Below are 24023 nucleotides of genomic sequence, written 5' to 3'. Positions count from 1 at the left end.
GAGAAATGAAGCCCCGACACGCCTCGCGCAGCCGGGACTTAGCGCTACTGGGCGGTTTTTTTGCTCATGCTGATGATGAACATCGCCGCCGCGCAAAGCACCACGGAAGGGCCTGCGGGGGTGTCGTAAAAGGCGGAGAATGTCAGCCCTCCGGTGACCGCAATCATGCCAATGCCCACGGCGATACCGGCCATCTGTTCCGGCGTGCGCGCAAAGCGGCGAGCGGTGGCGGCAGGAATGATCAGCAATGAAGTGATAATCAGCGCGCCGACAAACTTCATCGCCACACCAATTGTCAATGCGGTGACCAGCATCAACAGCAGTTTCACGCGCTGTAACTTCACGCCATCCACGAACGCCAGATCCGGGCTGATGGTCATCGACAACAGGCTGCGCCATTGCCACAGCAAAATGCCAACGACCACAATCACCCCAAGCGCTATCGAAATCAGGTCTTCCGGCGTCACGGCCAATAAATCGCCAAACAGATAAGCCATCAGGTCAACGCGAACATTCGACATCAGGCTGACCACCACCAGGCCTAAAGACAATGCGCTGTGTGCCATGATGCCGAGCAAGGTGTCCACCGCAAGGTGAGGGCGGCGTTCAAGCCACACCAGTCCGCCTGCCAGCAGTAATGTCACGGCAATAACGGCGTAGAAAGGATTGACGTTCAGCAACAGGCCGAATGCCACGCCCAATAATGACGCGTGAGCCAGCGTATCACCGAAATAGGACATTCTGCGCCAGACAACAAAAGAGCCCAGAGGACCTGCCGCGCAGGCCAACATCACACCGGCTAACCAGCCGGGAAACAGCAATTCAATCATGGGCGATCATTTCCCCGACGCAGCACAATGCGGCCTTGCAAATCATGACGATGGTTGTGTTGATGACGGTAAATGCCAAGTTGCTGAGCGCCACGTGGGCCAAACATCGAAATAAATTCCGGGTGCATCGAAACCACTTCTGGCGTGCCGGAGCAGCAGATGTGGTGATTGAGGCACAGCACTTCATCGGTTTTGGCCATCACCAGGTGCAGGTCATGAGAGACCATCAGCACCGCGCAGTCGAGTTCGGTGCGCAACTGGTCGATGAGATCGTACAGCGCGACCTGGCCGTTGACGTCCACACCCTGAGTTGGCTCATCAAGTACCAGCAGCTGCGGACGGTTTAACAGCGCCCGGGCTAACAACACGCGCTGCGTTTCGCCGCCAGAAAGTTTCTGCATCGGCGCTTCCATCAAATGGCCTGCCTGAACGCGTTTGAGCGCTGGAAGGATATCTTCTTTGCGCGTGCCGGGGCGTAAGCGCAGAAAGCGATTAACGGTTAACGGCATCGTGGCATCGAGGTGTAATTTCTGCGGGACATAGCCAATACGCAGTTTCCCCTCTCGCTTGATAGTGCCAGTATCCGGTGCTACCAGCCCCAGCACCACGCGGACAAGGGTCGACTTTCCTGCGCCATTCGGCCCAAGAAGCGTCAAAATTTTACCTGGCTTCAGAGCCAGCGAGATATCGGACAGCACACGGCGCTGGCCGAAGGTGACCGAGACATTGTCGAGCGTTACGAGATTCGTCATCACAATTTGAGGGTTGCACAAGTCAGTGAATGTTATAATATCACGCTTCTTTCCGATAATACGATGAGCCGACGCATTATGTTACATAAAAAGACGCTTCTTTTCGCAGCATTATCCACCGCGCTTTGGGGCGCTGCCGCTATACAAGCCAACGCCGCGGTGGTTGCGTCGCTGAAACCGCTGGGCTTTATCGCCTCCGCTATCGCCGATGGCGTGACGGATACCCAGGTATTGCTTCCTGACGGTGCCTCTGAACACGACTATTCTTTGCGCCCAAGTGACGCAAAACGCTTACAAAACGCCGATTTAGTGGTGTGGATTGGTCCAGAAATGGAAGCATTTATGGACAAGACAGTCACAGCCTTTCCTGAAGTAAAAAAGGTCACCCTTTCAACGCTGCCAGCGGTGAAACCGCTACTCATGAAAGGGGGCGATGATGACGACCACGACCATGACCATAGTCACACCGAGGGCGAAAAAGGTGATGCAGATCACCATCATGGCGAGTACAACATGCACTTATGGCTCTCGCCAGAGATAGCGCGTCTGTCGGCGGTTGCAATCCACGATAAATTAGTGGAACTTATGCCGCAAAGTCGAGCCAAACTAGACGCCAACCTGAAGAATTTCGAGGCACAATTAGCCGCGACCGATAAGCAGGTGGGTAACGAGCTGGCACCGTTGAAAGGGAAAGGGTATTTCGTTTTTCATGACGCCTACGGCTATTACGAAAAACACTACGGATTGACCTCATTAGGGCATTTTACCGTCAACCCAGAAATCCAGCCCGGTGCGCAGCGTTTACATGACATAAGAACACAGTTGGTTGAGCAGAAAGCGATATGCGTTTTTGCTGAGCCACAATTCAGGCCAGCCGTGGTAGAAGCGGTTTCTCGCGGAACATCCGTTCGAATGGGAACGTTAGATCCGCTAGGAACCCACATCCCGTTGGGCAAATCCAGTTATACGGATTTTCTGACCCAACTGGCGAACCAGTATTCGAGCTGCCTGAAAGGAGATTAACGAGGAAGTGAATACGTGCAACAGATAGCCCGCTCTGTCGCCCTGGCATTTAACAATTTGCCGCGACCCCACCGCGTTATGCTCGGGTCGCTTACCGTTCTCACCCTTGCGGTCGCCGTCTGGCGACCGTACGTGTACCATCCCGAATCAGCCCCCATTGTCCGAACCATTGAGCTTGAGAAGAGCGAAATTCGTTCTCTGCTGCCGGAAGCCAGTGAGCCTATCGACCAGGCTGCACAGGAAGACGAAGCCATTCCTCAGGATGAGCTGGACGACAAAACCGACAATGAGGCGGGTGTACACGAGTACGTGGTGTCAACAGGCGATACCCTCAGCAGCGTTCTCAACCAGTATGGCATTGATATGGGTGATATCAGCCAGCTGGCCACCGCAGATAAAGACCTGCGTAACCTCAAAATTGGTCAACAACTTTCCTGGACCCTCAACGCTGATGGCGATTTACAGCGCATGACGTGGGAGATGTCCCGTCGTGAAACACGTACCTACGATCGCGTTGCAAACGGTTTCAAAATGAGTGCCGAAACCCAGCAGGGCGATTGGGTAAACAGTGTTCTGAAAGGCACTGTGGGTGCAAGCTTTGTGAGCAGCGCGCGTGATGCCGGGTTAACCAGCGCCGAAGTCAGTGCAGTGATTAAAGCGATGCAGTGGCAGATGGACTTCCGTAAACTGAAAAAAGGCGATGAGTTCTCGGTGCTGATGTCTCGCGAGATGCTGGATGGCAAACGCGAACAAAGCCAACTGCTGGGCGTGCGCCTGCGCTCTTCTGGCAAAGATTACTACGCTATCCGCGCGGAAGACGGCAAATTCTACGACCGCAGCGGTACAGGCCTGGCGAAAGGCTTCCTGCGTTTCCCAACGGCTCGTCAGTTCCGCGTCTCGTCGAACTTTAATCCGCGTCGTCAGAATCCGGTAACGGGGCGTGTTGCACCGCATAAAGGTGTTGATTTCGCGATGCCGCAGGGCACACCGGTTCTGGCTGTCGGTGACGGTGAAGTGGTGGTGGCAAAACGCAGTGGCGCCGCAGGCTACTATGTCGCTGTTCGTCATGGTCGTACTTACACCACTCGTTATATGCACTTGCGTAAGCTGCTGGTGAAACCGGGTCAGAAAGTGAAACGTGGCGACCGTATTGCGCTGTCGGGCAACACTGGCCGTTCGACTGGGCCTCACTTGCATTATGAAGTGTGGATCAACCAGCAGGCCGTTAACCCGCTGACTGCGAAGTTACCGCGCACCGAAGGGCTGACAGGTTCCGATCGTCGTGATTACCTGGTGCAGGTCAAAGAGGTTGTGCCTCAGCTGCAAGTTGACTAAACCCTGACCTTTCAAAGCCGATGCCTTTGCTGGCATCGGCTTTTTCTTTTGTGCGAAGTCTGGCACGTCGCTAAACTATCAGCATCTTTCTCTTTTTCCGGCACGACTCTGGAACAGGCATGGAAACGAAAAAAAATAACATTGAGTTTATTCCTCAGTTCGAAAAGTCCTTTTTACATCCGCGCTATTGGGGCTCCTGGCTGGGCGTGTTTGCCTTTGCGGGTATAGCGCTAACGCCGCCGTCATTCCGAGATCCGATTCTTGGCAAACTTGGCCGCAGGGTGGGAAGGCTGGCGAAAAGCTCTCGCCGTCGTGCGCAAATTAACCTGCTGTATTGCTTCCCTGAGAAAAGCGAAGCCGAGCGTGAAGCGATCATCGATGACATGTATGCCACGGCGCCCCAGGCGATGGTGATGATGGCGGAACTGGGGTTGCGTGACCCGAAGAAAGTCCTTTCGCGTGTTGACTGGAAAGGCATCGAGATCATCGAAGAGATGCACCGCAACGATGAGAAGGTGATCTTCCTCGTGCCGCACGGCTGGGGCGTGGATATTCCGGCGATGCTGATGGCTTCAAAAGGCCAGAAGATGGCGGCGATGTTCCACAACCAGGGCAATCCTGTTTTTGATTACGTGTGGAATACTGTGCGTCGCCGTTTTGGTGGCCGTATGCACGCGCGTAATGACGGCATTAAGCCGTTTATCAAATCCGTGCGTGAAGGCTACTGGGGGTATTATCTGCCTGACCAGGATCATGGTGAAGAGCACAGCGAATTCGTCGATTTCTTTGCCACCTATAAGGCTACGCTGCCCGCCATTGGTCGTTTGATGAAAGTCTGCCGTGCTCGGGTTGTCCCGCTTTTCCCGGTCTATGACGGCAAAACGCACCGTTTGACGGTTGAAATTCGCCCACCGATGGATGACCTGCTGGAAGCCGATGACAACACCATCGCCCGCCGGATGAACGAAGAAGTCGAGATTTTCGTCACTCCGCATACTGAACAGTACACCTGGATCTTAAAGCTGCTGAAAACCCGTAAGCCGGGTGAGACAGAGCCTTATAAGCGAAAAGAACTGTTTCCGAAGAAATAAAAGCGGGATAACGATGCCAGGCATAAATGCTGAATGGACTACAAGAAGCATTTATGCCTGGCAACAGTATGGGGAGTCACCATTCCCCATACGGGTAGGTTTTGCCTTTAATAAATTCCCGGGTACTTTTTGTATATCCATAACCTTGTGAATGATTGGTTATTCCCTTGCAGCCATCCAGTTTATCTCCCGAAAACGTGGTGATTTTTTTTGGTTCTACAGACAGGTTGTCGCCGTCACCACCACCGCTGTTTTGCAGCCAGATTCTAACTTTTCCCTCCGGAGCTAAGCCAAAAAGAATGGTGCTGTACCAGGCATGACCACCGAGCCGATCTATTCCCGTTGATATACTCATTTTTTCCCGCACTGATTCAGGGAAGATAATGTGCGTTTCGTAGGTTTTTTTATCGATAACAGAGTCCCAGCAAATCAACATTGCACGAGGAGGGTGACGGGCTTTATTGAACTGCGCAAAGCGCATATAGCGAGTGTCCCATCGCCCAACGCTGGAAGAATCATCGTTAACACTATCAAGTGTTCGGAAAGAGTAGAGAACCTTTTTTTCATCAATAATGGCAACATAATTGACATCGGCAAATAATGCATTGGGGGTAAAGAAAACAAATCCCCAGAGCCCATAAAGCATTTCGCCGGTTTCTTCCGGGGTTAAAGCTCTGGATGAATGGCAGCCAGAGATTATGAGCAAAAACACCAGTAGTCCGCGTTTAAATTCGTTCATTTTTGATTGCCGTCCATGTTATGAAGCATCAGCATCCCGCCTTACCATTCCCCATACGGGTAGGTTTTGCCTTTGATAAACTCAGGTGTCTCACCAAAATAGACGTAACCATTTGGGTGTTGAGTTACCCCCTTGCAGCCGTCCAGTTTATCCCCTGAAAGCGTGGTTATTTTTTTTGGTTCTACAGGCAGGTTGTCGCCTCCACCGCTGTTTTGCAGCCAGATTTTAACTTTCCCCTCCGGGGCTAAGCCAAAAAGAATGGTGCTGTACCAGGCTTGATCTCCCAGCCAGTCTATTCCCGTCGAGACACTCATTTTTTCCCGTATTGATTCGGGGAAGATAATGTGCGTTTCGTAGGTTTTTTTATCGATAACAGAGTCCCAGCAAAACAACATTGCACGAGGAGGGTGACGGGCTTTATTGAACTGCGCAAAGCGCATATAGCGAGTGCTCCATCGCCCAACGCTGGAAGAATCATCGCGGACACTATCAAGCGTTCGGAAAGAGTAGAGAACCTTTTTATCATCAATAATGCCAACATAAGTGACATCGGCAAGTAATGCTTTGGGGGTGAAGAACACAAATCCCCAGAGTCCATAAGGCATTTCGCCGGTATCTTCCGGGGTTAAAGCTCTGGATGAATGGCAGCCAGAGATTATGAGCAAAAAAACCAGTAACCCGCGCTTTATATCGTTCATTTTTTATTGCCATCCATGTTATGAAGCATCAGCATCCCGCCTTACCATTCCCCATACGGGTAGGTTTTGCCTTTAATAAATTCCCGGGTACTTTTTGTATATCCATAACCTTGTGAATGATTGGTTATTCCCTTGCAGCCATCCAATTTATCCCCTGAAAGTGTGGTGATTTTTTTTGGTTCTACAGGCAGGTTGTCGCCTCCACCGCTGTTTTGCAGCCAGATTTTAACTTTCCCCTCCGGGGCTAAGCCAAAAAGAATGGTGCTGTACCAGGCTTGATCTCCCAGCCAGTCTATTCCCGTCGAGACACTCATTTTTTCCCGTATTGATTCGGGGAAGATAATGTGCGTTTCGTAGGTTTTTTTATCGATAACAGAGTCCCAGCAAAACAACATTGCACGAGGAGGGTGACGTGCTTTATTGAACTGCGCAAAACGCATATAACGTGTACCCCATTGCCCTACGCTGGAATAATCATCGTCAACACCATCAAGTGTTCGGAAAGAGTAGAGAACCTTTTTTTCATCAATAATGGCAACATAATTGACATCGGCAAATAATGCATTGGGGGTAAAGAAAACAAATCCCCAGAGCCCATAAGGCATTTCGCCGGTTTCTTCCGGAGTTATAGGGTGAGCCGACTGACAACCACCGATAGTGAGAATAGTTATTAGCCAAAATAGCTTAATATGATTCATTGCTTATTACCGTCCATATTGTAAATTGTCCTCTGCCAGTTTTCATCCGGGCGATTAACAAAGCCTATTATTTCAGAAGATGATGTTCCCCCATAAACCTTCCCTTTTCCGTCAAAAGTGATGCTGTTCCAATTTGCCGAGCAGTGGATGTAATCTTTTGCGATGATATCGATGATTTGTTGGCTAAAGCCTATCTTCTGGCCTGTTGAGCGAGCATCTCGCCCCATTGAAATGGCCAAATGATAAAGTTCTAAAAGTGTTGAGCTGAAATCAAAACCATCACTTTCCGATATTTCTTTAAACACCACCCCCGCCTCCTGAGCCGCATCTAGCATCACCCGCAAGACCACTTTCGACCAGTCGTTCTTGACGATTCTCTGTTTCATCACCAGGGCGGCAAAGGCGCGTTTTTGCATGCCTTCGCGGTGATGCGCGGGCATGCGCTCGTTTTCCCAGGTGTCAGCGCTGATGTCATGGGTGCGGATAATTGGTGCGATAGCGCTGGAAGCCTCCAGAGCGGGCAGTTGAGCCATCGCTCGATGGTATACGCGCGTATGCTGGGGCGGAGTGCTAAGAGGCACCGTTTCGGCTGCGGGACGCGTGAGATAGACGTTTTCTCGCACCATGGGTAAATAACCGCCGCCGATATCGGAGTGCGCGCCCGGTAGGCTCAGTTCGGGCCAGGCGGGTTGAACGCTATTGAGGGCGAAGTTAAACCGGCATTCGTTCTGCGCAGTGATATGGAATACTTTCTCGGCTACGCCAGGGCGCAGCACGATATTCACTTCACCCGTATTGGCAGTGTGAGGATTGAGGCCATTTTGCGGTGTCCCGATGGCGGCAACCGTATCGAAAATTCCGATAAAGCGGGTTTTACCAGCAGGCGCGCCGGAGTATTCGACATCGCCCATTCCATAGCGGATGGCATTGATGATCGCCAGATCTTTGTTCTGTATACGGTTGGCCAAGTGACGTGCGGCAGCGGCGCCGCGGCTAAAACCGAAGATATCAAACTGAAAGGCAGTGACTGTGAGTTCGCACCCTAGTAATTGTGGCCTTAGTTTTCGCAACACCTCTTTTATCGCCCCCGCAATCTGCTTCACCGCCAAATCTGTCTTAGCAATCACGCCGGTATCCGCCACGCCCAATGTTAGCCCGACCATGCTGTCTGGTTTGCCCGCTTCGGTGCCTACCCCTTCGACATAAATTGCGACCTGGGCTTGCCCGGAATCAATGGGGAGATTCGTTTTGTACAACGTATTGAGCCAGTGAATATTCGTGTAGCCGCCGATATAGCTGGTGGCCCCGACCCCGGAGAGCCCCATATTTTCCTGAACCGTACGCGCAAGGATGCTTTCGGCATCCGGATCGGAGAGGTCATAGTGTGCGGCGGTGCAGGCTGTCAGCATATTTTGCGTATTGACGGCGTTATTACCGGTTCCATCAAAAAACACCCCAAGCGTTAACTTCATTTTTCGCTTATCGGGCTGTTTTGTCTCATTGGCTGGAAAGCGCTGGTTATAGTTATCTGGCAGGATCAGGTCGCTGAATTCTGTATTAGCAATAAGATGTTTGCTGCGAGCATATTCATAGCTCACAGTAATATCTTCGCTGTCAAGAATATCCGCAACAATAGATGTCTGAATTTTCTGAATGGACGTGCCGCGCAGTTCTATTTGGAAATATTTCTCCTGACGGCCATAACGGTCAGTGCGATAAAAATCAAAAGTGAGCTGGAGCTTTTCATTTTCATTAATCGCGTTGGTCAGTAGCGGCGAACATTTGTCGATGGGCTTAGTGAAACGCAGCCCCCGGTGATGGATGCCACCTTGGGAGCCTGACCAGGCAGCAGAAAGCTGATAGACAAGAATTTCATCTTCATGTTGATACTGAAAACGGTTCCCGATGGATTGTTCCGTGCTGCAGCCTGAAGATATTTTCCCCTGGCGCTCGCCCGTCATCCTTAAATAAGAGATGTTGCTCATTCTGGAATGTCCCTTCCATCAGCGTGATGAATATATGTCAGTGAACGTACGCTCGGGCTTTGAGTGTATTCCTTTTATATTGGGGTGTGTTGCGAATAACGTAACGTAATGAAAAAATAAATTGGCGGAAAATAAAAATAAGGAAAATGAACCGCAGCGATAAAGGGATGAGGGAATAAAAAACTGCCGGGGAGACCCGGCAGTGGAGAGATTTGCGAGATATTATTCGACAGTCAGAATACGTGTCGTGTTGGTGGTGCCAATGGTACTCATCACGTCACCCTGGGTCACGATAACCAGGTCACCGGATACCAGGTAGCCTTTATCGCGCAGCAGGTTAACTGCGTCGCTGGCTGCGGCCACACCGTCGGTTGCGCTGTCGAAGTGGACCGGAGTTACACCGCGGTACAGGGACGTCAGGTTCAGCGTGCGTTCATGACGGGACATGGCGAAAATCGGCAGGCCGGAACTGATACGAGACGTCATCAGGGCAGTACGGCCTGATTCGGTCATAGAGATAATCGCGGAAACCCCTTTCAGGTGGTTGGCGGCATACATCGCGGACATCGCAATGGCTTCTTCCACGTTATCAAACTGCACATCCAGACGGTGCTTGGAGACGTTGATACTTGGGATTTTTTCGGCACCCAGACAAACGCGTGCCATGGCGGCAACGGTTTCAGAAGGATACTGGCCTGCTGCGGTTTCCGCAGAAAGCATCACCGCATCGGTACCATCCAGCACGGCGTTAGCCACGTCCATGACTTCTGCACGGGTTGGCATTGGGTTGGTGATCATCGATTCCATCATCTGAGTGGCGGTGATCACCGCGCGGTTCAGCTGACGAGCGCGACGAATCAGCGCTTTCTGAATGCCGACCAGTTCCGGGTCGCCAATTTCAACACCCAGGTCACCACGTGCAACCATTACTACGTCGGAGGCGAGGATGATATCGTCCATCGCGTCCTGGCTGCAGACCGCTTCGGCACGTTCCACTTTCGCGACGATTTTGGCATCACAACCTGCATCGCGAGCCAGGCGGCGCGCGTAGTTCAGGTCTTCACCGCAGCGCGGGAAGGACACGGCCAGATAGTCGACGCCAATCAGGGCGGCGGTCTGGATATCGGCTTTGTCTTTTTCAGTCAGGGCTTCTGCGGACAGGCCGCCACCCAGTTTGTTGATGCCTTTATTGTTGGACAGTGGGCCACCAACGGTGACTTCGGTGAACACTTTCATGCCCTGAACTTCGAGCACTTTAAGCTGCACACGACCATCGTCTAACAGCAGGATATCGCCAGGCACAACGTCAGCAGGCAGGCCTTTGTAGTCGATACCGACTTTGTCTTTGTCGCCTTCGCCTTTGCCCAGGTTGGCATCAAGCAGGAATTTGTCGCCAATGTTCAGGAACACTTTCCCTTCTTTGAAGGTAGACACACGGATTTTTGGTCCCTGCAGATCGCCAAGAATGGCGACGTGACGACCCAGTTTGGCGGCTATCTCACGGACTTTATCGGCACGAAGCTTATGATCTTCGGCGCTGCCGTGAGAGAAGTTCATGCGGACAACGTTCGCACCAGCAGCAATAACCTTCTCCAGGTTATTATCGCGGTCGGTCGCCGGGCCTAACGTGGTCACGATTTTGGTTCTGCGAAGCCTTCTGGACATGTAATACTCCGTTGCTGAAACAATTTTGGTGTTGTGTGAACAGGAATCGGGGGTCCGCCTGTGCATAGTCTACTGCTGGAACTTACCCGAATGTACAAATAGGTTACAAGCTTGTTATAAGATTTTAATGATTTTCACTGCCAAGCCGCAGTTCCTTATCAAACCGCGATTCTTTTAATGCTTCCTTGACCCGCTTCAAGTTATCCCGGAATTTTGCGCCACGCCGCAAAGTAAAGCCCGTGGCAAGCACATCAATCACGGTGAGCTGGGCAAGGCGAGAAACCATTGGCATATAAATGTCGGTATCTTCCGGCACGTCCAGCGTAATGGCCAGAGAAGCCTCACGCGCCAGTGGCGTGCCTGCGGAGGTGAGGGCGATAACCATGGCGTCGTTTTCCCTTGCGAGCTGCGCAAGTTCGACCAGGTTCTTGGTTCGCCCGGTGTGGGAAATCAGCACCACTACGTCGCCATCGCTGCAATTCATACAGCTCATTCTTTGCAGGACAATGTCATCGGAATAGATAACCGGCACGTTGAAGCGGAAAAACTTGTTCATGGCATCGTGCGCGACAGCGGCGGAAGAACCCAGCCCGAAGAAGGCAATTTTCCTGGACTGAGTCAGCAAATCCACCGCACGATTGATGGCCGACATATCAAGAGATTGCCGTACATGGTCGAGGCTTGCCATGGCCGATTCGAAGATTTTCCCCGTGTAGGCTTCAACGCTGTCGTCTTCATCGACATTACGGTTTACGTAAGGCGTGCCGTTCGCAAGACTTTGTGCCAGATGCAGCTTAAAATCAGGGAAGCCTCGGGTGTCCAGGCTACGGCAGAAACGGTTGACGGTAGGTTCGCTAACGGCAGCCTGAAGCGCCAGCGTGGCAATACTGGAGTGGATGGCCTGACTCGGGGAGGCGAGGATCACTTCCGCCACTTTCCGCTCGGATTTGCTAAGGTTTTCCAGGTGAGACTGGATTTTTTCCAGCATGTTCATGGTTAACAGACGCTCATCGGTGAAAGCGATTCCATTAATGGATGAAATCGGCATGCATTTTAGTGAGAATATACCCCTGTGCCCGCGGCAATGCTGAGGAAAGAGGACAATTTACGTTGTTTTTTTTCATTACATGATCAGAGTCGCCTTTTTCCCGACGTGAACTGGCGAAATGACGAACAAAATGAAGCGATTGACTCGGAAATGATGCCCTCTTTTTCCCGAAAATGCCTTTATATGGCGTCGACGGGCGGTTCAGGGTTTCGACATTCACGTAAACACAGTACAGTGCAGCGTAAGAAAATTACAAATAGCGCCTGGCAGAAGCACCAGGCAATCCAACTGAGGAGAATGACATGGCGGTAACGCAAACGGCCCAGGCATGCGATCTGGTCATTTTCGGCGCGAAAGGCGATCTGGCGCGTCGTAAATTGCTGCCTTCCCTGTATCAACTGGAGAAAGCGGGTCAGATCCATCCGGACACCCGTATCCTTGGGGTAGGGCGTGCCGATTGGGATAAAGATGCATACACCAAAGTGGTGCGCGAGGCGCTGGAAACCTTCATGAAGGAGAAGATTGACGAGAGTCTGTGGGACACCCTTAGCGGTCGCCTGGACTTCTGCAATCTGGATGTCAACGACACCAAAGCCTTCACCCGTTTGGGTAAAATGCTCGATCAGAAAGAGCGCGTGACCATCAACTATTTCGCGATGCCGCCAAGCACCTTTGGCGCCATCTGCAAAGGGCTGGGCGAAGCGAAGCTCAACGCCAAACCGGCACGCGTCGTGATGGAGAAACCGCTGGGTACGTCCCTGGCAACCTCCCGCGAAATCAACGACCAGGTGGGCGAATACTTCGAAGAGTGCCAGGTTTACCGTATCGACCACTATCTCGGTAAAGAAACGGTGCTGAACCTGCTGGCGCTGCGCTTTGCCAACTCCCTGTTCGTCAACAACTGGGATTCCCGCACTATCGATCACGTGGAAATCACCGTGGCGGAAGAAGTGGGCATCGAAGGCCGTTGGGGGTATTTCGATCAGGCCGGGCAGATGCGCGACATGATCCAGAACCACCTGCTGCAAATTCTGTGCATGATTGCGATGTCACCGCCGTCTGACCTGAGCGCGGACAGCATTCGCGATGCGAAAGTGAAAGTGCTGAAATCGCTGCGTCGTATCGACCGCTCAAATGTGCGTGATAAAACCGTGCGCGGTCAGTACACTGCCGGGTTTGCCCAGGGCAAAAAAGTGCCGGGCTATCTGGAAGAAGAAGGCGCAAACAAGAGCAGCAACACCGAAACCTTCGTGGCTATCCGTGTGGATATCGACGACTGGCGCTGGGCTGGCGTGCCGTTCTACCTGCGTACCGGTAAACGTCTGCCGACCAAATGTTCCGAAGTTGTCGTTTACTTCAAAACCCCAGAACTCAACCTGTTTAAAGAGTCCTGGCAGGAGCTTCCACAGAATAAGCTGACCATTCGTTTGCAGCCGGACGAAGGCGTGGACATTCAGATCCTCAACAAAGTGCCGGGTCTGGATCACAAGCACAACCTGCAGACTACCAAGCTGGATCTGAGCTACTCCGAGACCTTCAACGAAACGCATCTGGCCGATGCCTACGAGCGTCTGCTGCTGGAAACCATGCGCGGCATTCAGGCGCTGTTCGTGCGTCGTGATGAAGTGGAAGAGGCGTGGAAATGGGTCGACTCCATCACCGAAGCGTGGGCCGCCGATCAGGATGCGCCAAAACCGTATCAGGCAGGCACATGGGGACCGGTCGCTTCCGTGGCGATGATCACCCGTGACGGCCGCTCCTGGAACGAGTTCGAGTAAAATCAGACGCTACTCCGATCAGGGTATTTTACCGGTAACATGATCTGACACAGCATCTCGTGCGATATTTGCGCATTTAAGCCCCAGGTGGTTCACCACCGGGGCTTTTTTTATTACACTCAAGGGAGATGAATTTGCCCCTGAGCTACAGCACACGCGCGTTTCAGCATTGTTAATCACTCCTGAACTTCGTGTTAATGCCTAAGCCCAGACACTCAGAGTTTGAGGAGCTTTTATGAATCCTGTATTGTTACGCGTAACACAACGCATTGTTGAACGCTCACAAAAGACCCGCAGTGCCTACCTCGCCAGGATTAAGCAGGCCAAATCCGATACCGTCCAACGCTCCAGTCTGGCGTGTGGGAATTTGGCTCATGGCTTTGCTGCCTGCCAGCCCGATGATAAAGCGTCGCTGAAAAGCATGCTGCGTAACAATATTGCGATCATTACTTCCTACAACGATATGCTGTCGGCACATCAGCCCTACGAGCACTATCCGGATGTGATCCGCAAAGCGCTGCACAGCGTCAACGCGGTCGGTCAGGTCGCTGGCGGGGTTCCTGCCATGTGTGATGGTGTGACGCAAGGTCAGGACGGCATGGAGCTTTCTTTGCTGAGCCGTGAAGTGATTGCGATGTCCGCGGCGGTGGGGCTGTCTCACAATATGTTTGATGGCGCGCTGTATCTGGGCGTGTGCGATAAAATTGTCCCGGGTCTGGCAATGGCGGCGCTTTCCTTCGGTCATCTCCCTTCCATTTTCATTCCGTCTGGCCCCATGGCGAGCGGTCTGCCGAACAAAGAAAAAGTGCGCATTCGTCAGCTTTACGCTGAAGGCAAAGTGGATCGCATGGCGCTGCTGGAATCTGAAGCGGCTTCTTATCACGCGCCAGGCACCTGTACTTTCTACGGCACAGCCAATACCAACCAGATGGTTATTGAGTTTATGGGCATGCAGTTGCCGGGCTCGTCGTTCGTACATCCGGATGCGCCAATGCGTGAGCTGCTGACTGCGGCAGCTGCACGCCAGGTGACGCGTATGACCGGTAACGGCAACGAATGGATGCCGCTCGGTAAAATGTTCGATGAGAAAGTGGTGGTGAACGGTATTGTCGCGCTGCTGGCTACCGGCGGTTCGACTAACCACACCATGCATATCGTGGCAATGGCTCGCGCGGCAGGTATCATCATTAACTGGGATGATTTCTCTGATCTGTCTGATGTGGTGCCGCTGATGGCGCGTTTGTACCCGAACGGTCCTGCGGATATCAACCACTTCCAGGCGGCGGGCGGCGTGCCTGTGCTGGTGCGTGAACTGCTGAAAGGCGGATTGCTGCATGAAGACGTGGACACCGTGGCCGGTCATGGCCTGCATCGTTACACCCTGGAGCCATGGCTGAATAACGGTGAACTGGACTGGCGTGAAGGGGCGCAGGCGTCGCTGGATGAAGCGGTTATCGCCAGCTTTGATAAACCTTTCTCTCATCACGGTGGCACCAAAGTGCTGAGCGGTAACCTGGGACGCGCGGTGATGAAAACCTCTGCCGTACCGGTTGAGAACCAGATTATCGAAGCGCCAGCGGTAGTCTTTGAAAGCCAGCATGACGTATTGCCCGCCTTCGAAGCAGGGCTGCTGGACAAAGATTGCGTGGTGGTAGTGCGTCTTCAGGGACCAAAAGCCAACGGCATGCCAGAATTACATAAACTTATGCCGCCATTAGGTGTATTATTGGACCGCCGTTTCAAAATAGCATTAGTCACCGATGGACGCCTTTCCGGTGCATCCGGTAAAGTACCTTCAGCCATCCACGTCACCCCGGAAGCTTACGACGGGGGTCTGCTGGCGAAAGTCCACGATGGCGACATGATTCGTGTCAATGGCCAGACAGGTGAACTGACCCTGCTGGTAGATGAAGCGGAACTGGCGGCTCGTAAGCCACATATTCCTGATTTGAGCGCACAACGAGTGGGCACCGGGCGCGAGATGTTTGGCGCGCTGCGTGAAAACCTCTCTGGTGCGGAGCAGGGCGCAACCTGCATCACTTTTTAATACGACAAGTTTACTCATTCTGGCGAGAGAACAACTCTGATGAAAAACTGGAAAACAACAGCAGAAGCAATCCTGACCAACGGCCCGGTCGTCCCGGTTATCGTGGTTAACAAACTGGAACACGCGGTGCCAATGGCGAAAGCGCTGGTTGCCGGTGGCGTGCGCGTACTGGAAGTGACGCTGCGTACTGCATGTGCAATGGACGCTATCCGCGCCATTGCGAAAGAAGTGCCGGACGCTATCGTCGGTGCAGGTACCGTGACTAACGTTCAGCAGTTGAAAGAAGTGACCGAAGCTGGTGCGCAGTTTGCCATCAGCCCGGGCCTGACTGAGCCCCTGCTGAAAGCCGCTACCGAAGGCACTATCCCACTGATCCCAGGGATCAGCACTGTGTCTGAACTGATGCTGGGCATGGATTACGGCCTGAAAGAGTTCAAATTCTTCCCGGCGGAAGCTAACGGCGGCACTAAAGCACTGCAGGCGATTGCCGGTCCGTTCGCGCACATCCGTTTCTGCCCAACTGGCGGCATCTCACCTGCGAACTACCGTGACTACCTGGCGCTGAAAAGCGTGCTGTGCATCGGCGGTTCCTGGCTGGTACCAGCCGACGCGCTGGAATCTGGCGATTACGACCGCATCACCAAAATTGCTCGCGAAGCGGTTGAAGGCGCGAAATAAACTGCAAAAACCTTCTTTCTAAGAAGGTTTTTTAGTGTGTGCACCCTCTCCCGTGGGAGAGGGACGGGGTGAGGGCATCAGACCGCACCCAATTTAATGCCCGGTAAGCGTAAGCGCCACCGGGCATTTTTTTAGCCTTTTACCCTGACTTTTCCTGCCGCTGTTTTCGCCCTTTCAACCGCCGTTTCCACATCCTCTGCCACGGCTAACGCCACGCCCAAACGACGCGTACCGTCGATATCCGGTTTGCCAAACAGGCGCAACTGCACATCCGCTCCAACAGCGGCTTCAAGATTGCCGAAGCTGACATTATTGCTGGTCATTTCAGGCAGGATCACCGCCGAGGCCGACGGGCCGTACTGACGAATCGCGCCTATCGGTAAACCCAGGAACGCGCGAACGTGCAGTGCGAACTCAGACAGATCCTGTGAAATCAGCGTCACCATTCCGGTGTCATGCGGGCGTGGTGAGACTTCGCTGAAGATAACCTCGTCGCCGCAGACGAACAGCTCGACGCCAAACAAGCCGTAACCGCCTAACGCCAGCACCACTTCACGGGCGATTGCCTCCGCACGCTCCAGTGCCAGCGCGCTCATCTGCTGTGGCTGCCAGGATTCGCGGTAATCGCCATCTTCCTGGCGATGGCCGACAGGGGCACAAAAATGCACACCATCTGCGGCACTGACGGTCAGCAGGGTAATTTCGAAATCAAACTTAACCACACCTTCTACAATCACTCGACCGGCACCCGCACGCCCACCTTGCTGGGCATATTGCCAGGCGGCGCTAAGCTGATCTTCCGTGCGGATAAAGCTTTGGCCTTTACCCGATGAACTCATCACCGGCTTGATGATGCAAGGCAGGCCAATCTCTGCCACGGCATCACGGAATGCTGTTTCGCTGTCCGCAAAACGGTAGCTGGACGTAGGCAGCTTCAGCTCTTCTGCGGCGAGGCGGCGAATGCCTTCGCGGTTCATGGTGAGCTTCGTCGCACGAGCGCAGGGAACCACCTGCTGCCCGGCTTGTTCCAGTTCAATCAGCATATCGGTGGCGATCGCTTCAATTTCCGGCACGATGAAATCGGGCTTTTCTTGATCAACCAGTGCGTTAAGCGCCTGTCCATCGAGCATATTAATGACGTGGCTGCGGTGCGCGACGTGCATCGCTGGTGCATCGGCGTAACGGTCAACGGCAATCACTTCAATGCCCAGACGCTGACACTCAATGGCCACTTCTTTTCCCAGCTCGCCAGAGCCTAATAACATTACGCGAGTTGCCGCCGGACGCAGCGCGGTGCCTAGTACAGTCATAACGAAATTCCACAGTAAAAAAGTGGCCGTCAGTATATACGAAAACGTTTGCGTCTGTCTTCCCGCAGAATAGCAGACGATGAGGCCGGGGACTTTGCGTATCTTTAGTCAGCCCAGACGAAACCTTACATCGTCTCGCTTAGTCTGAAAGCATTCATCACTGCGCCGCGAGGAAATCATGGCTAACTGGCTCAATCAACTCCAGTCTTTACTCGGTCAATCTTCTTCCTCTGCTCAGCCTTCTGGCGAGCAGGGGCTTAGCAAACTGCTGGTGCCTGGCGCACTCGGCGGCCTTGCCGGCTTGCTGGTGTCCAGCAAATCTTCCCGCAAACTGTTAGCCAAATACGGCACGGGCGCGTTATTGGTTGGCGGCGGGGCGGTGGCTGGTACCGTGTTGTGGAATAAATACAAAGATAAAGTGAGAACGGCGCATCAGGGTGAACCGCAGTTCGGGCAACAAACTAGCCCTGTGGATGTGCGAACGGAGCGTCTGATTTACGCCCTGGTGTTTGCTGCCAAGAGTGATGGGCATATTGACGACAAAGAACGTGCCGCCATCGAGCAGCAGTTGCAGGAAGCGGGTGTGGAATCACAGGGGCGTCAATTGGTGGAGAAAGCCATTGCTCAGCCATTAGATCCTCAACTTCTGGCCCGTGATGTCCGCAATGAAGAGGAAGCGCTGGAGCTTTATTTCCTCAGCTGTGCTGCCATCGATATTGATCACTTTATGGAACGCAGTTATCTCAACGCGCTGGGCGATGCACTGAAAATCCCTCAGGACGTTCGGGACGGTATCGAAGCCGATTTGAAGGCACAAAAACAAGCCGTTTAACGTCACATTGGCAGGTTTCGCTTGCATCGTTCTGCACATTTGCCACCCTTAGGGTAAATGTATTACGCAGAAGAACAACGACATGCCACCAAAAGCCAAACGCATTCCCCACGTCATGACCTTGCATGGCGACACACGAACCGACAATTACTTCTGGCTGCGCGACGATGATCGTTCGCAGCCAGCGGTACTCGACTATCTGAAGCAGGAAAATGCCTACGGGCGTGAAGTGATGGCTTCACAGCGTAGCCTGCAAGATAAGGTGCTGAAGGAGATTGTTGATCGTATTCCACAGCGCGAGGTTTCTGCACCTTATACGAAGAACGGGTATCGCTACCGGCAGATTTATGAACCGGGCTGCGAGTATGCGCTCTATCAGCGTCAGTCTGTTCAGAAAGAAGAATGGGATGAATGGGAGCTGTTGCTCGACAGCAATCAGCGTGCGGCGCACAGTGAGTTTTATACCCTCGGCGGGCTGGGCATTTCGCCAGACAATACCCTGATGGCTTTAACGGAAGACTATCTTTCGCGCCGCCAGTATGGCCTGCGCATCCGCAACCTGGAAACCGAGAACTGGTACCCGGAAACGCTGGAGAACATCGAGCCCGAATTTGTGTGGGGTAACGATTCACAAACGATTTATTACGTGCGTAAACACCCGACCACGCTGTTGCCCTATCAGGTATGGCGGCATACCGTTGGGATGCCGGTCAGCGCAGACGAAAGGGTGTATGAAGAACAGGACGACATGTTTTACGTCAGCCTGCATAAAACCAGCTCGAAGCACTATGTGATCATTTACCTTTCAAGTGCCACCACCAGCGAAGTGCTGCTGCTGGATGCCGAAATGCCGGATGCACAGCCGATCTGTTTCCTGCCTCGTCGCAAAGATCATGAGTACAGCGTCGACCATTTCCAGCACAATTTTTATCTTCGCTCTAACCGTGACGGGAAAAACTTTGGCCTCTATCGCACCTCTGTTCGCGACGAAAGCCGCTGGGAAACGCTGATCCCGGCGCGTGATGATGTGATGCTTGAAGGCTTTACCCTGTTTACGGACTGGCTGGTGGTGGAAGAGCGCCAGCGTGGGCTGACCAGCCTGAGGCAAATTAACCGTAAAACCCGCGAAGTCACGGGCATCGCCTTTGACGATCCGGCTTATGTCACCTGGGTGGCCTACAACCCTGAATCAGATACTTCACGCCTGCGTTACGGTTATTCATCGATGACAACGCCAGACACGTTGTTTGAGCTGAATATGGATACCGGCGAGCGTAAAGTGCTCAAGCAGCAGGAAGTGAAGGGTTTTGACGCAAGCCTCTATCGCAGCGAGCATTTGTGGATCAAAGCGCGTGATGGTGTCGAGGTGCCTGTCTCGCTGGTCTATCACCGCCAGCATTTCCGCCAGGGCAAAAATCCTTTGCTGGTGTATGGCTACGGTTCTTATGGTGCCAGTATGGACGCCGATTTCAGCAGCAGTCGTTTAAGCCTGCTCGACCGGGGTTTTGTGTTTGCCATTGCGCATGTGCGCGGCGGCGGCGAACTGGGCCAGCAGTGGTACGAAGATGGCAAATTCCTGCTGAAGAAAAACACCTTCAATGATTATCTCGACGTCTGTGATGCGTTGCTGGCACAAGGCTTTGGCAGTCCTGCTTTGTGCTACGGCATGGGCGGAAGCGCCGGAGGCATGCTGATGGGAGCCGCCATCAATGAGCGTCCGGAACTGTTCCACGGCGTGATCGCACAGGTTCCGTTTGTTGATGTCGTGACCACCATGCTCGACGAATCGATTCCTCTCACTACCGGTGAGTTTGAAGAGTGGGGCAATCCTCAGGATGCGGAATACTATCGCTACATGAAAGAGTACAGCCCGTACGATAACGTGGCCGCGAAAGCTTATCCTCATCTGCTGGTGACCACCGGGCTGCATGATTCGCAGGTTCAGTACTGGGAACCGGCAAAATGGGTGGCGAAGCTGCGTGAACTGAAAACTGGTGATAATTTGCTGTTGTTATGCACGGAGATGGATTCCGGGCACGGCGGTAAATCAGGGCGTTTCAAAAGCTATGAGGGCGTGGCGCTGGAATACACTTTCCTGATTGCGCTGGCCCAGGGGACGTTACCGGGCCAGGCACCGCGTTGATTATTCGCCGAGCCAGTGCTTGAGCGTTAAACGCAGCTCGGGGCTCATCGAATTGAGGTTGTTGAACAGCCAGCGGAGGTAGCCGGGATCGTTCTCGGCCACTTCTGCTACAGGCTTGCCGCGGTATTTGCCAAAGGTGAAGGTGGTCAGCAACGCCGGGCGGCCGGTGATATCGGCCATCTGATCTGGCGTCCAGCCTGACACGTTGATGATGTCGATAAGCAACGCTGCGGTGATGTAGCAGTCGTACAGTGCGCGGTGATGATGCAGGCCGGGGGGCGTTACAACGTTAAGCTTGCGGGATTTATACAACGCCATATTGCTGTACTTAATGCCCGGCCACAGACGGCGTGCCAGCTTCATGGTGCAAATCCAGTCCCCGTTCATTTCTGGCAGAACGCGGCGGTCAAAGCTGGCATTGTGCGCGACATACCACGTGCTGCCCTGATAGTGCGGCACCACTTCCTCAATCCATGGTTTGTCAGCCACCATCTCTTCGGTGATGCGATGGATAGCCATCGCCTGAGGGCTTATCGGTCGGTCTGGTCGCACCAGATGGCTCATTGGGTTCGTTATCTTGCCGTCAACGATATCCACCGAGGCGATCTCTACCACGCCGCCCTGTAAATCGCAGGTTTCCGTATCGATAACGCGTAACATAATGCTCTCCCGGCTAAAAAGGGAAGGTTATGCGTCGCAGCGGATTTCGTCAATGGCGTAACGGTGTCCGTGCAGCGGAATGATGTCGCCCTCCCAGCCGCTGGAATATTTTCGCCCCACAGCGCACTGCCGTCAGCGTAATTCGATTTCAGGACCGCAATCGCGTACTTGTGCGCGAGGCGCTGTAGCTGTTGCACGGATTGCTGCTGAAATTCGCGAGTACAGGTGCCCGCGGCCAGTAAAGTAGCAATCGGGTCAAGTTCGTGGCCTTCGGCATCCGGCGGCAGCACGCTGACATGGTTCGCCTGCGGTGTCAGACTGGTGCCTTACACAATGTCCCTGGTGAATGCTTCAGAATTTTCTCAAGATTGTAGCAGGGTTTATGTAAGGAAGTGTAACAGTTGAGAATTCTTACTTCTGTTTTGGCTCGTACGGCAGGCGAGAGAGATTCACGGAGGCCAGACGGTGCGCGATCAGACGCTCGCGAAACCAGTCTCGCAGGTGGCCTGGCTGCTCGCGTTCAACCACTTCAGCAATGACCGGCATATTGTAGCGCTCTTTAAATGCCACACCCGCAGCCGCCAAATCGACATTGACCTTGTCCATCTCGTCTTGCGGAATTTTTGCCAGATTGTTTTCCATGATGTGCTCCTTCTTAAACCTGGGCAGAAATTACTAAGAGTGTCTCAGAATAGCAAGCCCGGCGGCGCTGAATCTCGACGTGAACATTATACAGCGTTATTCTTGGCACCAGATACATAACAAAAGAGAATGAAGAGAATGACCCCCATCGCTTCTCGCGCATTGAGCGCGGCGGTTTTCCTGACCTGCATATTAACGACTTCCACAGCACTGGCACATGCCCATCTTAAACATCAATATCCTGCAGCCGATGCTCAGGTCACCGCGGCGCCACAAGCACTGACCCTGAACTTCTCGGAAGGGGTTGAAGTGAAATTCAGCGGCATCACCTTAACGGGGCCGCAGCAGGCGCTAATCCCGGTGGGAACAGCGAAACTGAATGAAAAAGACAACACTCAGCTGATTGTTCCGGTTGAGCAAGCGCTGAAACCGGGCGATTACACCGTTGACTGGCATGTTGTGTCGGTAGACGGGCATAAAACCAAAGGCCAGTATCACTTCAGCGTGAAATAAACGTGTTGGCTTCACTCTATATCGGTCTGCGCTGGGGGCATTTTGTCTGCCTGATGCTGGCATTTGGTTGCGTCCTGTACTCGGCCTGGTGGGCTGCGCCTCAGGTTCGACGCCTGATAAGCCAGCGTTTTTCACGGCTGCTTTCCGTTACGCTCTTTCTCAGCGCCAGCAGCGCGAGCCTGATGCTGATGTTGCAGGGTGGGCTGATGGGCAATGGCTGGAGCGACGTTTTCCAGCCGGATATCTGGCTATTGGTGGCTGGTACCCGCTTTGGCAGCATCTGGCTGTGGCAAATCCTGTTGGCGTGGATTACCGTCGTGGTGTGGTGGCTGCGGCCATCACGGTTGATGCCACTGTTGCTCATTCTTTGCATCGCACAGTTTCTGTTGATGGCCGGTGTCGGTCATGCTGCAATGCGCGAAGGCATGAGCGGCGTGCTACAACGCACCAATCACGCGATTCATCTGCTGTGCGCTGCCGCCTGGCTTGGCGGCCTGTTACCGTTCGCCTATTGCGTTCGTTTAGCACAAGGGCGCTGGCGAACCCTTGCTATCGCCACCATGATGCGTTTCTCGCGATATGGGCATCTGGCGGTGGCGGGCGTGGTGTTGAGCGGCCTGATTAACGCGTTCTTGATCCAGGGATCGCTGTTCACCGACACGGCGTATGGCACTCTGCTGGTGGTGAAGATGGGGCTGGTGGCACTGATGGTCGCCATTGCGCTCATAAACCGGTATGTTCTGGTCCCGCGAATGGCAGCGGATCGGCAGCATGTTGAAAAACTGTTCTTGCGCATGACGCAGGCTGAAATGGTATTAGGGGCTCTGGTGCTGGCGGCGGTAAGCGCTTTCGCCACCTGGGAACCGTTCTAAATTATTGGCGAAATCATGAAAAAACTCGTTCTATCTCTCGTGTTATTGGCAACTTCTGGAGCGGCTCTTGCCGCCCCGCAGGTGATCACCGTCAGCCGCTTTGAAGTCGGCAAAGATAAGTGGGCATTTAATCGTGAAGAGGTAATGTTGACCTGTCGGCCGGGCAATGCGCTGTATGCCATTAATCCCAGCACACTGGTGCAGTACCCGCTGAACGCGGTGGCTGAACAAGAAGTGAAAGAGGGGAAAACGACCGCACAGCCCATTTCGGTGATTCAGATTGACGATCCGGCCCAGGCAGGCCAGAAAATGAGCCTTGAACCGTTTATTGCACGTGCGGAAAAACTCTGCTGAAGCGTAGCGCTAACCGTTTGATGCACAATAAAAAAAACGAAAGTTATTCTGACGAATGCCTGCGGTTTTTGTTTTTTGTGACGCTTTGCTCACGGTTTTTTTTGACCACTTTTGTCGCGGACTGGAAAACCTGGCATGGTCATCTATTCTTAAAGGGCAAGGCGACTTTAGCCTGCATTAATGCCAACTTTTAGCGCACGGCTCTCTCCCAAGAGCCATTTCCCTGGACCGAATACAGGAATCGTATTCGGTCTCTTTTTATTTGTAAGTCATATCAGTAACTTACAAAGACCGTATCGAAATTTATCGAAATTTTATCGAAATCTCGTA

The 24023-nt window shown here is 53.1% G+C and carries 22 protein-coding genes; 11 read left to right on the top strand and 11 right to left on the bottom strand.

The genetic code is table 11. The features are described 5' to 3' along the window. Positions 1-44: 44 nt before the first annotated feature. Both znuB and znuC read right to left on the bottom strand, forming a co-directional pair. Entirely contained in the window at positions 45-830 is a 786-nt protein-coding gene (gene znuB / locus ACLW56_RS10255; RefSeq protein ID WP_330983676.1) for a zinc ABC transporter permease subunit ZnuB, read from the bottom strand. After that, entirely contained in the window at positions 827-1582 is a 756-nt protein-coding gene (gene znuC, locus ACLW56_RS10250) for a zinc ABC transporter ATP-binding protein ZnuC (protein ID WP_330983675.1), read from the bottom strand. The genes znuB and znuC overlap by 4 nt, the downstream gene beginning before the upstream one ends. A 78-nt stretch (positions 1583-1660) precedes the next feature. Between znuC and znuA the strand changes: the two genes are divergently transcribed. The 3 genes from znuA to lpxM all read left to right on the top strand — a co-directional run bounded on the left by znuA (position 1661) and on the right by lpxM (position 5031). Continuing rightward, positions 1661-2605: a zinc ABC transporter substrate-binding protein ZnuA gene (gene znuA, locus ACLW56_RS10245; protein WP_330983696.1), complete on the top strand. Its 945-nt coding sequence runs from the start codon at positions 1661-1663 to the stop codon at positions 2603-2605. 15 nt (positions 2606-2620) lie between these two features. Then, complete coding sequence (gene mepM, locus ACLW56_RS10240) at positions 2621-3940, top strand: murein DD-endopeptidase MepM (protein WP_330983674.1); 1320 nt, start codon at positions 2621-2623, stop codon at positions 3938-3940. Between the two features lie 119 nt (positions 3941-4059). Continuing rightward, positions 4060-5031, top strand: coding sequence for a lauroyl-Kdo(2)-lipid IV(A) myristoyltransferase (lpxM, locus tag ACLW56_RS10235; protein ID WP_330983673.1), 972 nt, complete (start codon positions 4060-4062; stop codon positions 5029-5031). 76 nt (positions 5032-5107) lie between these two features. Here lpxM and ACLW56_RS10230 read toward each other — a convergent pair whose 3' ends face one another. From ACLW56_RS10230 to ACLW56_RS10205, 6 genes are all read right to left on the bottom strand, one after another. Then, positions 5108-5770, bottom strand: a complete 663-nt coding sequence (locus tag ACLW56_RS10230) for a DUF2931 family protein (RefSeq protein WP_330983672.1) — start codon at positions 5768-5770, stop codon at positions 5108-5110. 41 nt (positions 5771-5811) lie between these two features. Next, a complete protein-coding gene (locus tag ACLW56_RS10225) occupies positions 5812-6468 on the bottom strand; it encodes a DUF2931 family protein (protein ID WP_330983671.1) in 657 nt (218 codons plus the stop codon). Between the two features lie 41 nt (positions 6469-6509). Then, positions 6510-7166 carry a DUF2931 family protein gene (locus tag ACLW56_RS10220; RefSeq protein WP_330983670.1) on the bottom strand — a complete coding sequence of 219 codons (657 nt, stop codon included), beginning with the start codon at positions 7164-7166 and terminating at the stop codon, positions 6510-6512. Continuing rightward, positions 7163-9151, bottom strand: a complete 1989-nt coding sequence (tssD, locus tag ACLW56_RS10215; protein ID WP_330983669.1) for a type VI secretion system tube protein TssD — start codon at positions 9149-9151, stop codon at positions 7163-7165. The genes ACLW56_RS10220 and tssD overlap by 4 nt, the downstream gene beginning before the upstream one ends. Before the next feature lie 222 nt (positions 9152-9373). Further along, complete coding sequence (gene pyk, locus ACLW56_RS10210; protein WP_330983668.1) at positions 9374-10816, bottom strand: pyruvate kinase; 1443 nt, start codon at positions 10814-10816, stop codon at positions 9374-9376. A gap of 124 nt (positions 10817-10940) precedes the next feature. Beyond that, positions 10941-11810, bottom strand: coding sequence for a MurR/RpiR family transcriptional regulator (locus ACLW56_RS10205; RefSeq protein WP_330983695.1), 870 nt, complete (start codon positions 11808-11810; stop codon positions 10941-10943). Positions 11811-12166: 356 nt separating this feature from the next. Between ACLW56_RS10205 and zwf the strand changes: the two genes are divergently transcribed. The 3 genes from zwf (at position 12167) to ACLW56_RS10190 (ending at position 16367) form a co-directional block, all read left to right on the top strand. Then, positions 12167-13642 (top strand): glucose-6-phosphate dehydrogenase, encoded by a 1476-nt coding sequence (gene zwf / locus ACLW56_RS10200; RefSeq protein ID WP_312625967.1) that lies wholly within the window; start codon positions 12167-12169, stop codon positions 13640-13642. A gap of 235 nt (positions 13643-13877) precedes the next feature. Further along, positions 13878-15689, top strand: a complete 1812-nt coding sequence (gene edd / locus ACLW56_RS10195) for a phosphogluconate dehydratase (RefSeq protein WP_330983667.1) — start codon at positions 13878-13880, stop codon at positions 15687-15689. A gap of 39 nt (positions 15690-15728) precedes the next feature. Next, complete coding sequence (locus ACLW56_RS10190) at positions 15729-16367, top strand: bifunctional 4-hydroxy-2-oxoglutarate aldolase/2-dehydro-3-deoxy-phosphogluconate aldolase (RefSeq protein WP_330983666.1); 639 nt, start codon at positions 15729-15731, stop codon at positions 16365-16367. 131 nt (positions 16368-16498) lie between these two features. Here ACLW56_RS10190 and purT read toward each other — a convergent pair whose 3' ends face one another. Continuing rightward, positions 16499-17677 (bottom strand): formate-dependent phosphoribosylglycinamide formyltransferase, encoded by a 1179-nt coding sequence (gene purT / locus ACLW56_RS10185; RefSeq protein WP_330983665.1) that lies wholly within the window; start codon positions 17675-17677, stop codon positions 16499-16501. Between the two features lie 178 nt (positions 17678-17855). On the opposite strand from purT, the gene ACLW56_RS10180 reads away from it, so the two are divergent. Both ACLW56_RS10180 and ptrB read left to right on the top strand, forming a co-directional pair. Further along, entirely contained in the window at positions 17856-18509 is a 654-nt protein-coding gene (locus ACLW56_RS10180; RefSeq protein WP_330983664.1) for a tellurite resistance TerB family protein, read from the top strand. A gap of 82 nt (positions 18510-18591) precedes the next feature. After that, on the top strand, positions 18592-20652 hold the full coding sequence (gene ptrB, locus ACLW56_RS10175; RefSeq protein WP_330983663.1) for an oligopeptidase B: 2061 nt from the start codon (positions 18592-18594) through the stop codon (positions 20650-20652). Here the strand turns inward: ptrB and exoX are convergent, their stop codons facing one another. Further along, on the bottom strand, positions 20653-21312 hold the full coding sequence (gene exoX / locus ACLW56_RS10170) for an exodeoxyribonuclease X (RefSeq protein WP_330983662.1): 660 nt from the start codon (positions 21310-21312) through the stop codon (positions 20653-20655). Between the two features lie 411 nt (positions 21313-21723). Continuing rightward, positions 21724-21954, bottom strand: a complete 231-nt coding sequence (locus ACLW56_RS10165) for a DNA polymerase III subunit theta (protein WP_330983661.1) — start codon at positions 21952-21954, stop codon at positions 21724-21726. Between the two features lie 147 nt (positions 21955-22101). Between ACLW56_RS10165 and yobA the strand changes: the two genes are divergently transcribed. From yobA to ACLW56_RS10150, 3 genes are read left to right on the top strand one after another with little or no spacing between them, the layout of a single operon-like run. After that, positions 22102-22467 (top strand): CopC domain-containing protein YobA, encoded by a 366-nt coding sequence (yobA, locus tag ACLW56_RS10160; RefSeq protein ID WP_415377722.1) that lies wholly within the window; start codon positions 22102-22104, stop codon positions 22465-22467. A gap of 2 nt (positions 22468-22469) precedes the next feature. Beyond that, the gene (gene copD / locus ACLW56_RS10155) at positions 22470-23339 is read left to right on the top strand and encodes a copper homeostasis membrane protein CopD (RefSeq protein ID WP_330983660.1); all 870 of its coding nucleotides are present in this window, start codon (positions 22470-22472) and stop codon (positions 23337-23339) included. A gap of 15 nt (positions 23340-23354) precedes the next feature. Further along, the gene (locus ACLW56_RS10150) at positions 23355-23693 is read left to right on the top strand and encodes a YebY family protein (RefSeq protein WP_330983659.1); all 339 of its coding nucleotides are present in this window, start codon (positions 23355-23357) and stop codon (positions 23691-23693) included. Positions 23694-24023: the final 330 nt, after the last annotated feature.

The organism is Pantoea sp. sgz302252 (assembly GCF_047713085.1).
Classification (GTDB): domain Bacteria; phylum Pseudomonadota; class Gammaproteobacteria; order Enterobacterales; family Enterobacteriaceae; genus Scandinavium.
This window is presented reverse-complemented; position numbering and strand designations above follow the sequence as displayed.

Coding starts and splice junctions, on each gene's coding strand:
- znuB (WP_330983676.1), bottom strand. CDS start 830: ATGATTGAATTGCTGTTTCCCGGCTGGTTAGCCGGTGTGATGTTGGCC.
- znuC (WP_330983675.1), bottom strand. CDS start 1,582: ATGACGAATCTCGTAACGCTCGACAATGTCTCGGTCACCTTCGGCCAG.
- znuA (WP_330983696.1), top strand. CDS start 1,661: ATGTTACATAAAAAGACGCTTCTTTTCGCAGCATTATCCACCGCGCTT.
- lpxM (WP_330983673.1), top strand. CDS start 4,060: ATGGAAACGAAAAAAAATAACATTGAGTTTATTCCTCAGTTCGAAAAG.
- ACLW56_RS10230 (WP_330983672.1), bottom strand. CDS start 5,770: ATGAACGAATTTAAACGCGGACTACTGGTGTTTTTGCTCATAATCTCT.
- ACLW56_RS10225 (WP_330983671.1), bottom strand. CDS start 6,468: ATGAACGATATAAAGCGCGGGTTACTGGTTTTTTTGCTCATAATCTCT.
- ACLW56_RS10220 (WP_330983670.1), bottom strand. CDS start 7,166: ATGAATCATATTAAGCTATTTTGGCTAATAACTATTCTCACTATCGGT.
- tssD (WP_330983669.1), bottom strand. CDS start 9,151: ATGAGCAACATCTCTTATTTAAGGATGACGGGCGAGCGCCAGGGGAAA.
- pyk (WP_330983668.1), bottom strand. CDS start 10,816: ATGTCCAGAAGGCTTCGCAGAACCAAAATCGTGACCACGTTAGGCCCG.
- ACLW56_RS10205 (WP_330983695.1), bottom strand. CDS start 11,810: ATGAACATGCTGGAAAAAATCCAGTCTCACCTGGAAAACCTTAGCAAA.
- zwf (WP_312625967.1), top strand. CDS start 12,167: ATGGCGGTAACGCAAACGGCCCAGGCATGCGATCTGGTCATTTTCGGC.
- edd (WP_330983667.1), top strand. CDS start 13,878: ATGAATCCTGTATTGTTACGCGTAACACAACGCATTGTTGAACGCTCA.
- ACLW56_RS10190 (WP_330983666.1), top strand. CDS start 15,729: ATGAAAAACTGGAAAACAACAGCAGAAGCAATCCTGACCAACGGCCCG.
- purT (WP_330983665.1), bottom strand. CDS start 17,677: ATGACTGTACTAGGCACCGCGCTGCGTCCGGCGGCAACTCGCGTAATG.
- ACLW56_RS10180 (WP_330983664.1), top strand. CDS start 17,856: ATGGCTAACTGGCTCAATCAACTCCAGTCTTTACTCGGTCAATCTTCT.
- ptrB (WP_330983663.1), top strand. CDS start 18,592: ATGCCACCAAAAGCCAAACGCATTCCCCACGTCATGACCTTGCATGGC.
- exoX (WP_330983662.1), bottom strand. CDS start 21,312: ATGTTACGCGTTATCGATACGGAAACCTGCGATTTACAGGGCGGCGTG.
- ACLW56_RS10165 (WP_330983661.1), bottom strand. CDS start 21,954: ATGGAAAACAATCTGGCAAAAATTCCGCAAGACGAGATGGACAAGGTC.
- ACLW56_RS10150 (WP_330983659.1), top strand. CDS start 23,355: ATGAAAAAACTCGTTCTATCTCTCGTGTTATTGGCAACTTCTGGAGCG.